Consider the following 9,479-nt stretch of genomic DNA (forward strand, 5'->3'; position numbering starts at 1 on the left):
TCACAGATCAAATACCCACATCTTCCTTTGTGCCCTTTTCCAAAGACAAAAATTGTGGAGGAATTATTAGACATATTAAAATCCCTTTATATATTACCTAATAATTATAGAACAAATATTGTACATATCTAGGAGATTTAAATAACCTTATGATTTTTGAAATATTTTGTATGATTGCAAACTGTAATTACTACATTGAATACACTAAACAATAGTTCGTTTAATCTATTTATTATTTAGGGATTTGGATGAGATGAAATGACAAAGGCTTCCGAAGAAGCCTTTAACGTGGCATCAACAAGGATTGTCATCTCCATTTTGTTGTGCCAGCTACACTGGGCGGACCTTTGTGTAGTCTCGAATGCCTGATGCTAATGTAGAGCAGGTACAGCATTCACATTATTCGTTATCAGCATTGATTGATTTTTTACCTTTAACTCCCCACGAGTAGCCACCCAAAGCCCCAGCCCCTACATACATAATGACCTTGAGGATTTCCATAACAATTTGGTCTTTATTGTATCTAATGGCCACTCCAAATAGAAAAAACAACCCAATGAGAATTGCTGCTGCAAAAGCATAGCGGAATTTTGTGTTGCTAGATTCATGCTGACGAATACCTTCTCGATCTTTAATCTGCGCATCTAACGCTTTTAGAGCATATTCGTGGTCGAGTTCTCTGGCTTGTTTAGAGTGTTCTAGCTCTTTCTCTCGTAGCGTCAATTCCTTGTCTTGGATGTCAAGAAACCTGTCTACCGTTGCTATAGGTAGCTTCTTATTATTGTCTTCTGTCATTTATTTATAAACCGGATTCTTATAATGGACTGTTATTTTGCCAAAATCTTTTTGGCCAAGGCGTGGGGGCACAACCTCTGTATAGGAAATATTAGCCTTATCTCCTGCTTTTAAGTTTACAAATTCTTTGGGGGATAAAGATTCTTTAGAAATTTTGTGTAAATGTATGGTTTTAGTGTTCATTAATTGTCCTCCATCCTCTCTAAATTATAGGGTATTAGTGACTCGATAACTATAGATTAGCGAAAAAAATTAATAACCAGTATTAACAAGGCATATTAATACAACCATTAGATTGTAACAGCAGGGAAATTATATTGAATCTTTAAAAACATATGCTATTCTACACAAATAACGTTGACTACATTAAATACACTAATCTTATAGTACCTTTAATCTATATAATCAGACTTAATGTGATTATAGAATAGGGCAGAGAGCCCTGCCTTTTTCTCCTATCAAATTTAGTTTTTAAACTAATCGAAGCTCTAACAAACCTGAACTACCAACGGACATTAATCATCTCGTATAATTCTCTTCATAAATTTGGATATAATTTGATATCGAGTACTCCTTCCGCCACCAGGTAATTTTTCGATACAACCTTTATCTAGTAAATCAGAAAGATGTCTAGTTGCTGTAGCCTTACTTACTTTAGTAATCTTTTTATACTGAGCAGCACTAATTCCTTGTTCAAATGCGTTATCTTTTGCATCAAACATCAGATTAATAATTTTTATTTGCTCCTTGGAGAGCTCACTCTCTTGAAAAACCTGCCAAAAGCGACTCTTAGCAAGAGTTTGGTCAATCTTATTGATGGCAGTTTGAATACTACTATCCAAAGTTTTTAAAAACCATAACAACCACAAGGTTATATCTGTCGTTTGACGCTGACTTTTTTCCAAAATTTGATAATAATCGTTGCGATTAGTAAGAATAGTAGCCGACATAGCATACAACCGAATACTCTGCTTATCCTCTTGAGCTAAAGCTAAATCGGTTAGAGCGCGCGTGATCCGCCCGTTTCCATCTTCGAATGGATGCACTGTTATAAACCAAAAATGACTAATTGCTGCTCGTAATAATGGATCAAATGTTGGCTCTTTTAGGCTTTTGTTGAACCACTCCATAAACGCATTTAATTCTTGCTCCAATCGTTCCCTTGGCGGCGCTTCATAATGTACCGTTGGCTTATCAATACGCCCAGAAACAACTTGCATAGGATCATTACCTCTTAACTGTCCTGCGTTAACTCTATATAATTTAGACGCTTCATCATCAGGAAATAACCATTTATGCCATTGTTGTAAGCGCTCTAGCGATAAAGGTATATTTAAATTATTAATAGCATCCCACATCATTTGCGCTAAACCTTCTGAGCGCTCAGTAGTTGGATAAGGTTGCTTAAAATGCAATCCAATGCGTTTTGCAAGTGAAGAGCGGACAGAGTGTTCATTCAACTGCTCTCCTTCTATTGCAGAGGATGCAATTATATTTTGCAGCAAAGTATCCAGAGCAGATTCTAAAGATATATTCTCCGCTAAAGACCCCGTTTTACCTATTAGAATCCCCTGTTTCATTCTAACTTCACGCAATAAAGGCTGTATGAGCTGTTCTTGCCAATGAAACTTTGGCCAATCTAACCATTGCCAGATCCATTTTATTTGACTCTCATTCATAATTTATGCCTCCTGAGCCAATTAATAAATTTATTCAGCTCATTTTTTGATTACAACAATAGAGGTATTCGGCTCACAAATCAAGCCAATAAGAAAAATTATTCGGCTCAAGAAAATAGAGATTTAATTTTAGTTAAATAAATGGGCCGGCTATCTAAGTGACATAAAATCCATTACCTTTAGATTTGGTTAATTGAATATACTGGCAATAGGTTAAATAAATCACATACAAAATTGCGATAAAAGAAATCAACAAACTACCATAATATAAAACATTATTTCCTGTATCAGAAAAATGAATCACGGAATTCACGTAAGTGATTAGGCTAAAATAAGACAACCAAATTAAAAAAAGTCCAGTACATAAAGTCTTTTGTAAATCAAAATAATAGCTATGAAGCACACTTAAACAAGCTAAAACCATGAAAATTGGAAGTGAAATTAAATAAAAAAACAACTGCATTCCTGATGGTTCAAAAGGAATGTGGCATATATTATCAACCTTTATCGAGCAAGCTATATTAATATAACAATATATAAGGTACAGCGCAGAAAAATTAAGTACTATTAAAGACGATATCCCCATAATTTTTTTCATATTTCCCACCACCATTCTATAAATTCGAGTTACTTTATTCACCATCTAAATGGTTCACCCAATCAGTAAAAGGCCTAAAACCGGGTCTAATTAGTCGCTGGCGCGAAATTGATTCATGCGATTTTTCTCCTGACAGGTAATTTTTGCCACTTAATGAGTTGCCTCATGTTAAACCCAAGCACTGCAGTATATCCAGAAGATTCAATTCCTTTATCTGATTTCATGCGGCTTTGTCCAAGCTGACCGCCATGCTTGGCATGTCCAATCAAAGGCTCGATGCCTGCTCGCCGATTAACCAATTCCTCTTCACGTTCTTTTAATAATCGTGATCGAAACTCTTCAATTTTTGTATGATCGGGCACATGCCATTGTTCAACAATCCCTACACCACAAAAAAGTTGGTACGCCGCGTTATCTTTGACATCATATTCAATTTGCCGATCTGTTTTGTTAAACAGTTGCTGTAATAAATAAACACCCAAATGAATACGAACTCTTAATTTTCTGCCAAGCCACCAATATCCCCCTTTTGTCTTCTTTAAATCAGGAAGAATCGTTTCTACCAGTATGTTTCAAGGTAAGGACTGGGATAAGCGAATAAGTGGGTGCTGTTTTGATACATCAACTAATAAACTCCCTACCCTATACTGCAAAGGTGATTTGAGCAACTAATTGATTCGCATGGATATTGTGAATACCGAGGGAAAATGGTACTGAGACAAGTTGATTATTTGCAATCATCCTCCCTCCTTTCAGTGCAGCATCACCTAACCCACTGAATCGGTAACCTAATCCAAAACGAGCATACTGATTAACATCTACATCCACACCAAGCCCAACACTGTAACTAAATTGGGTTACATTATTATCTAGGAAGAATGGGGATGTATTCATACCACCAGCTTCAACAGCTGTTGCTCGAAAATTCCCCATATGATTAACTGCTGCCCCTATTCCTACTGAGGCATAAGGATGAAAACGTTCATGAGTAGTCGTTAAGAATTTTGCTGAAGCAAGAAATTGGTGCGCGAGGAAACTGTAGTGATAGCGATGCAAAGTTGATGCTCCAGAAGCCATGGCTGCAGTATTAAATCCCTGTACCCCCACAGGACCAAAATAACTATATTCCATGCCTGCTTGCACCAATAAATTATACCAAGATATGGGGTGTTCAATCCCTAAAAATCCCCCAATAAAACCATCGCTTCGGCCATCTTTTGAACTTCGGTAGGAATAAACTATACCATCGCGCCCAAAATAAGATGCCCTGCCCCCTGCATCAATATAGGTATAACCACCAAAAAAAGAAATCACTGAACGATTGTTCGTAGTCGCGCAATTAATATCGGATATACCTGACTCACCTGCCAAAGTACATGAAGAGTGCAAACAAGCCTCGATTATACCTAGAACAAAGATTCCTAAACGCATATCATTTATCCTTAAATTAATTTCTTTTAGCATATTACATGAGTAATGATGCTAACATAAACACACTAACCACAGAACAATAAATTTACTTCCTGCACTCGTAAACAAAAGCAGCATCATTATCGTCAGGATGAGAAAATCGGTCAAAAGTCTTTAAGATCTTAATTTCTCTAATTCAGTCTGAATAATTTTATTGTTTTCGAGCAACTCGTATTTATCAATTGAATAGCAAACGCTATCTTGTATCGCTGATAATCGGCTTATCAAAATTTTATTACCATCTGGTTTATTACAAACCATACCACGCCAAACACCCAGTTGGTTTATGGGGGCTGAAAGAGATGATTCGACCTCAAATAACAAAACTCCATTTTTATTTAAATGATCATAAAAATTTTCAAGAGATTTTTTAACTTCTGCAAACTCGATGATATGACCAAATGAACCACTAGGAATGAAAATAAGATTATACTTGTCTTTACCGTCTAATTTTCCTACAAAACCCTGCCATACATTAGGCTTAAGATGGCTAGATACTGCTTTATCATGCAGAGCTTTAAGCATATATTCACTTGCATCGAAACCATTAACATCAAAACCCTCTTGAATCAATGAAAGCAAGAAACGCCCTGAACCACACATTGTGTTCGAGTATATGTCCAGCTATCTCACTTACATACGAGCGATAAAATGAATAAGCATCTTCGGGAGGCTCTGGTTTAGAACATCCTTAACTTAATGGCGGTGGGGGCTCGGGAGCTTATGCTGTAACGCAAAAATTAAAATGGGAATGCAGTAACAGTAACTACAGAACCTAAAAAATTGAAACATATTAACTAAATCTTGATTTTCATTTGAAATATTAGTTATGAGGCAACACGCTCGCGTTCACAGCCATTGGTTTTTAATTTATCTTCACGTATAATTTGCGTCTACCCTAACCAGTAATAGTACAAACTAGAGAATTAGAAAAGAAAAAATTTTCGAAATTTCAAACTAAATTAGTTCTATTATATTCCTCTTTTTTTGGTGTAAAAATATGCAAAATAAAATAGATTTGAAGATTTTTTTAACGAAATTTGATATTTGGGATTCCTGGCAGGAAAAATTCAATTTGAAAAATATGGGCTTATTTGTAAGTCATGCTAAGCCATTAATCATGTCCTTAGATGATTTATTAAGAACTGATTCCCTTAATAAAATTTTAAAGTCTATTTTATTAGATGATAATTGGGATGACATTGAGTCTATAGATGTTTCCTCACGCATTGTTGGCAATACGTATGTAAAGAAATGTATTGCAGCCATTGCTGAATTAGAACAAAGAGAAGACTATGCCGATATCAAATTATTGATTTATTATGCCATTGCTATTCGCTTTTATATTGAAAAAATAAATAAAAGTGTACCGACCCCCTCCACCAAATTAAGTGCAGAAAAATCCAAAGAGGATTTCAACAGATTAAAAGATATAGACCCTAGCTGTTTAACATTGAGCTCAAATGAAGGGCGAAAGTCATCAAACTATTTTATGGAAGAATTCAGATTTTCTTGTAAAAAAGAAGGAAAAAACGTAACTTATTTCCAATATTGGAGTTCATCTTCTTTAATTGGAAGAATACTTTCCTTTTTGAAAAAAAACGATTGCATTAAACCGACTTTATTTGATCAACACCGTAGTGACATAGCTCCTTCACAATTTCGACCTGCAAGCATTAAATATTTGACCTATTATATTACTCAATTAGACTCTCGAGTATCTATAACCAATTATTTGAATTTATGCGGAGGATGGGGAGACCGATTGGTTGGAGCATTAGCAACTCCTAGTATTAAGCGATACATACAAACGGATCCCAATGAAGAGTTACTCAACGCAACTCAGCAAATTTATGATACCTATGATCCTGCTCATGAAACCACTGTGTATCTTTACGATAAACCTATGGAAGATTTGACCAAGGAAGAACTTTGTCCTGGTGGTGAGAAAAATGACCTCGTAGCATATTCTCCACCTTATTTCAAAAAAGAATTGTATCATGGAGAAAATCAATCGCATCTCCGATATCCTACGATAAATGAGTGGGTCACCGAGTTTTTATACAAAAGTGTGGGGGTAAGTTATAACGCGCTCAATGTCAATGGCGTTCTTGCTATTAATTTGGCAGACATTAAAATACCAAATGGAACATTATATAAGTTAACGGATTGCCTTGTTCACTATTTAGAAAATAATATGTCTCATTTCTTTTCAAAATTTTCTGAGCCACTTATCTATCCTACTACGAGGGTATCTAATGAATCAAAAATACTTTTATATCAAGCTAAAGAGTGTACAGATGTTTTACCAAAACGTCTTAGGTTTAGTATGGAACCTTGGACAATAGTAAAAAGCAATAAAGCCGAGTCAAAACAGAACAAAATAAAGCGTAATTCAGGGCAAATAGTAACAGATTCAAGTAATGAATCAGCGTTACCTTTAACGAGAGCTAATACCAATAATGCAGAAACACAGTACGTTCAGAATCCCAGTGCTTCAATATTGCCCTATCCAGGATTATTTTTACCATTTGGCCAAAATATACCTTCAGCAATGCCTCCTTTCCAAGCAGAGCAAGCGGCTCATTCATTCAATAGGCTTTTTAGTCCGTTTCCGATAACATCCAATACGCCATCTTCTTCTACAGTAAAGAGCAAAAAAATCGAGCCCAAGCAAGAAAAAAATAAAGCGTAATTCAGGGCAAATAGTAACAGGTTCAAGTAGTGAATCAGCGTTACCTTTAGTTAATGCCAATAATGCAAAAACACAGTACGTTCAGAATCCCAGTGCTTCAATATTATCTTATCAAGAATTATTTTTACTATTGGGCCAAAATATCCCCCCAACAATGCCTCCTTTCCAAACAGAGCCATCCAGCAGTATTTTAAATCCATTCTCGACAGCATCTAATGCCCCATCCTCTTCTACCATTGGGGTATCGTCTAATCCATATCTATTTATGTCGAGTAACAATAAGCAAAAAAGCCCCTCTTCATCTGAAGAGCATAAGAGTAGTTATACAAGTAGATAAACCTTAGAGCCATACCCAATACTATGAAGACGAGTTCCTTTTACGTCTCATTCATTGATCTCCGAGCGAATAACGAGGTTTAGAGTAATATATTAGGAAAAACCCATATCAAAAATTTTAGATAAAAATCTTGAATTTTACAGAGGTACCCTTATCTAAGAATTAATCCAAAACATATTTAAGGAGACAGCATGAACACATTAAGAAGAACAGTGCCCATGTACCGTGATATGGGCCATTTGCTCGATGATTTTTTTAACATTCAAAAGCAGGATGACTCCTCCTTTATTGAAACCAGCACTTGGTCCCCTTTGGTGGACATTAAAGAAGAGAAAGACTGCTTTCTGGTAATCGCCGATATACCTGGGGTGAAAAAGGAAGACATTACCATTGCTTTGGAGCAACATGTTCTCACTTTAAAAGGTGAACGTAAGTTTGAAAAAACAGAGCAACATCAAGGCTATACTAGAAGAGAACGTACACAAGGCCAATTTTACCGTCGTTTTAGCCTTCCTCAAACAGCGGATGATGCCAAAATAACAGCGCGTTATACTCATGGAGTTCTTGAAATAAAAATTCCTAAAAAAGAAGCGGCCGCTGAGAAAAAAATCGAAATTTGTGTGGAAGAATAATGTATCAAGGCCTCTATATGAGGCCTTTTGGTTAAGGAGGGGGTTATTAACAATCACGCCACCGACAACTGGTTTGGCTCGAAGGCCAATATGGTTCACATCCATAAAGACCTTCAAAAATCGTTTATCATTGGGATCAAGTCTAATCACACATTAGCCTTATCTGAAAACGATGCCAAAAACGGATGGTACGAACAAGTAAGGGCATTAGAACTTGAAGAGGATATAATAGCCCACACAGTCTGGCTTAAAGGCCTAGGCTCCCCATGAGGCTTCTGAAACGAAAATGGTTCAACAGGAATTCTCTATCTTGTTTCTAATGATATGCTAAGTAGTGCCGAACGTCTTTATATGAAATGTACCAGAAACAGTGGCGGATTGAAGAGTCTCACAGGGGTCGTGGGTGAGTAGAATGGTCGGATCACTCCGACCAAACCCTCCGCAGAACCGGACTTGCGGAACTACCGCATCCGGCTCCCGATAGATTGAATGGTTTGAAATTTAAATGCAAGAAAATCGATTTCTTGTAATCAGTTTTAGTCGCATCACGCATGGGTATATTTACGGTTCCAACAATATCTAACCCCAATAATTTACAAGCATGTCCAATAATACGAGTATCAAGCGAGTTAGGATTATCCAGCAATTGGCCAAATAATCTCAAGGCACAGACTTGCAGAAAACCCCATAATTGGTATTGTTTCCTGAATTTTTTAATGAAGATCGAATCATCAGTGCTTAATGACCAATCGCGAATAATTTCATCTTCAGAAAGCCTTGGCTGTTGTTTCATTAATAAATCAGTCTTATTTTTTTAAGTATTGATATAAGGTTTCGCGGCTAATACTAAAATCATGTGCGATATGACTTTTTTTATCTCCTCGAGCCACACGTTTTTTTATTTCATCAATTTGTTCCTGAGATAAGGCAGCCTTACGGCCTTTATAAGCACCACGATTTTTAGCAAGAACGACCCCTTCCATCTGACGCTCTTTAATTAATGAACGTTCAAACTCTGCGAATGCGCCATTGAGCTTAATTGTGGTCTTTTCTAAATATATGAATTTAGTTTTTTAGTAAAAGCACTAAATCAAGCATGCGAAAAGATTGCAATGAATGGTTTTGTTTTGTACAATATGGCAATTATATTATACTGAGATTTAAAATGCCCAAGCTAGCTATTACTTCAAATCACAATAATGATACATTATTGAATCAAATTCATTATTCTTTAAGAAAGAAGTCATTTGGTATTGGCAGTTCATCTACGAGT

General features: G+C 36.1%; 10 protein-coding genes and 1 pseudogene. 3 read left to right on the forward strand and 8 right to left on the reverse strand.

What is annotated here, in order from left to right; genetic code table 11:
- Positions 1-399 precede the first annotated feature (399 nt).
- From LDG_RS00630 to LDG_RS00660, 6 genes are all read right to left on the reverse strand, one after another.
- Positions 400-795 carry a hypothetical protein gene (locus LDG_RS00630; RefSeq protein ID WP_006869135.1) on the reverse strand — a complete coding sequence of 132 codons (396 nt, stop codon included), beginning with the start codon at positions 793-795 and terminating at the stop codon, positions 400-402.
- Positions 796-978, reverse strand: a complete 183-nt coding sequence (locus tag LDG_RS00635; protein WP_006869136.1) for a hypothetical protein — start codon at positions 976-978, stop codon at positions 796-798.
- Positions 979-1,310: 332 nt separating this feature from the next.
- Complete coding sequence (locus LDG_RS00640) at positions 1,311-2,474, reverse strand: Fic family protein (RefSeq protein WP_006869137.1); 1,164 nt, start codon at positions 2,472-2,474, stop codon at positions 1,311-1,313.
- Positions 2,475-3,185: 711 nt separating this feature from the next.
- Positions 3,186-3,554 carry a transposase gene (locus tag LDG_RS18765; RefSeq protein ID WP_006869139.1) on the reverse strand — a complete coding sequence of 123 codons (369 nt, stop codon included), beginning with the start codon at positions 3,552-3,554 and terminating at the stop codon, positions 3,186-3,188.
- A gap of 160 nt (positions 3,555-3,714) precedes the next feature.
- The gene (locus LDG_RS00655) at positions 3,715-4,503 is read right to left on the reverse strand and encodes an outer membrane protein (protein ID WP_006869140.1); all 789 of its coding nucleotides are present in this window, start codon (positions 4,501-4,503) and stop codon (positions 3,715-3,717) included.
- Positions 4,504-4,656: 153 nt separating this feature from the next.
- Positions 4,657-5,145 (reverse strand): methyltransferase domain-containing protein, encoded by a 489-nt coding sequence (locus LDG_RS00660; RefSeq protein ID WP_233491384.1) that lies wholly within the window; start codon positions 5,143-5,145, stop codon positions 4,657-4,659.
- A gap of 397 nt (positions 5,146-5,542) precedes the next feature.
- Between LDG_RS00660 and LDG_RS00665 the strand changes: the two genes are divergently transcribed.
- The 3 genes and pseudogenes from LDG_RS00665 to LDG_RS20785 form a co-directional block, all read left to right on the forward strand.
- Positions 5,543-7,237: a hypothetical protein gene (locus LDG_RS00665; protein WP_006869142.1), complete on the forward strand. Its 1,695-nt coding sequence runs from the start codon at positions 5,543-5,545 to the stop codon at positions 7,235-7,237.
- 528 nt (positions 7,238-7,765) lie between these two features.
- Positions 7,766-8,206, forward strand: coding sequence for an Hsp20/alpha crystallin family protein (locus tag LDG_RS00670; protein WP_006869144.1), 441 nt, complete (start codon positions 7,766-7,768; stop codon positions 8,204-8,206).
- Between the two features lie 63 nt (positions 8,207-8,269).
- Positions 8,270-8,601: pseudogene (locus tag LDG_RS20785) on the forward strand (transposase); the annotation flags it as partial.
- A gap of 26 nt (positions 8,602-8,627) precedes the next feature.
- Here LDG_RS20785 and LDG_RS00680 read toward each other — a convergent pair.
- On the reverse strand, positions 8,628-8,999 hold the full coding sequence (locus LDG_RS00680; protein WP_006869146.1) for a DUF4158 domain-containing protein: 372 nt from the start codon (positions 8,997-8,999) through the stop codon (positions 8,628-8,630).
- A 13-nt stretch (positions 9,000-9,012) separates the two neighbouring features.
- Positions 9,013-9,189 carry a helix-turn-helix domain-containing protein gene (locus LDG_RS18770; protein WP_006869147.1) on the reverse strand — a complete coding sequence of 59 codons (177 nt, stop codon included), beginning with the start codon at positions 9,187-9,189 and terminating at the stop codon, positions 9,013-9,015.
- Positions 9,190-9,479 lie beyond the last annotated feature (290 nt).

The organism is Legionella drancourtii LLAP12 (genome assembly GCF_000162755.2).
Lineage (GTDB): Bacteria > Pseudomonadota > Gammaproteobacteria > Legionellales > Legionellaceae > Legionella > Legionella drancourtii.

Bases quoted from the DNA above. Each gene is read 5' to 3' on its own strand.
- LDG_RS00640 (WP_006869137.1), bottom strand. From the start codon at position 2,474: ATGAATGAGAGTCAAATAAAATGGATCTGGCAATGGTTAGATTGGCCA.
- LDG_RS18770 (WP_006869147.1), bottom strand. From the start codon at position 9,189: ATGGAAGGGGTCGTTCTTGCTAAAAATCGTGGTGCTTATAAAGGCCGT.
- LDG_RS00680 (WP_006869146.1), bottom strand. From the start codon at position 8,999: ATGAAACAACAGCCAAGGCTTTCTGAAGATGAAATTATTCGCGATTGG.
- LDG_RS00660 (WP_233491384.1), bottom strand. From the start codon at position 5,145: ATGTGTGGTTCAGGGCGTTTCTTGCTTTCATTGATTCAAGAGGGTTTT.
- LDG_RS00630 (WP_006869135.1), bottom strand. From the start codon at position 795: ATGACAGAAGACAATAATAAGAAGCTACCTATAGCAACGGTAGACAGG.
- LDG_RS00665 (WP_006869142.1), top strand. From the start codon at position 5,543: ATGCAAAATAAAATAGATTTGAAGATTTTTTTAACGAAATTTGATATT.
- LDG_RS00670 (WP_006869144.1), top strand. From the start codon at position 7,766: ATGAACACATTAAGAAGAACAGTGCCCATGTACCGTGATATGGGCCAT.
- LDG_RS00635 (WP_006869136.1), bottom strand. From the start codon at position 978: ATGAACACTAAAACCATACATTTACACAAAATTTCTAAAGAATCTTTA.
- LDG_RS00655 (WP_006869140.1), bottom strand. From the start codon at position 4,503: ATGCGTTTAGGAATCTTTGTTCTAGGTATAATCGAGGCTTGTTTGCAC.